This is a genomic window from Nostoc sp. 2RC, assembly GCF_014222165.1.
GTDB classification, from domain to species: domain Bacteria; phylum Cyanobacteriota; class Cyanobacteriia; order Cyanobacteriales; family Nostocaceae; genus Nostoc; species Nostoc linckia.
Genome location: NZ_JACKZU010000796.1, coordinates 1 through 511 on the forward strand (window position 1 = coordinate 1; position 511 = coordinate 511).

Below are 511 nucleotides of genomic sequence, written 5' to 3' on the forward strand. Positions count from 1 at the left end.
AGCTTGAATTCATAAATAATCGCTAGTGTTCGAAAGAACACTCACAAGATTAATAACTAGTTTTAGCTGTTTATTTTGAATTGTTATTCAAAATATGGTGGAAACATAGATTAAGTTATTAAGGGCGCACGGTGGATGCCTTGGCACTAGAAGCCGATGAAGGACGTTACTAACGACGATATGCTTTGGGTAGCTGTAAGTAAGCGTTGATCCAGAGATTTCCGAATGGGGGAACCCAGCATGAGTTATGTCATGTTATCGACATGTGAATTCATAGCATGTCAGAAGGCAGACCCGGAGAACTGAAACATCTTAGTACCCGGAGGAAGAGAAAGAAAAATCGATTCCCTGAGTAGCGGCGAGCGAAACGGGAAGAGCCCAAACCAACAAGCTTGCTTGTTGGGGTTGTAGGACACTCTATACGGAGTTACAAAAGAACATGTTAGACGAATCATCTGGAAAGATGAATCAAAGAAGGTAATAATCCTGTAGTCGAAAACATATTCTCTCT

Annotated in this window: 1 rRNA gene; it reads left to right on the forward strand. The window is 41.1% G+C overall.

From position 1 onward, the window contains the following. Positions 1-108: 108 nt before the first annotated feature. A 23S ribosomal RNA gene (locus GNE10_RS35025) occupies positions 109-511 on the forward strand; the annotation flags it as partial.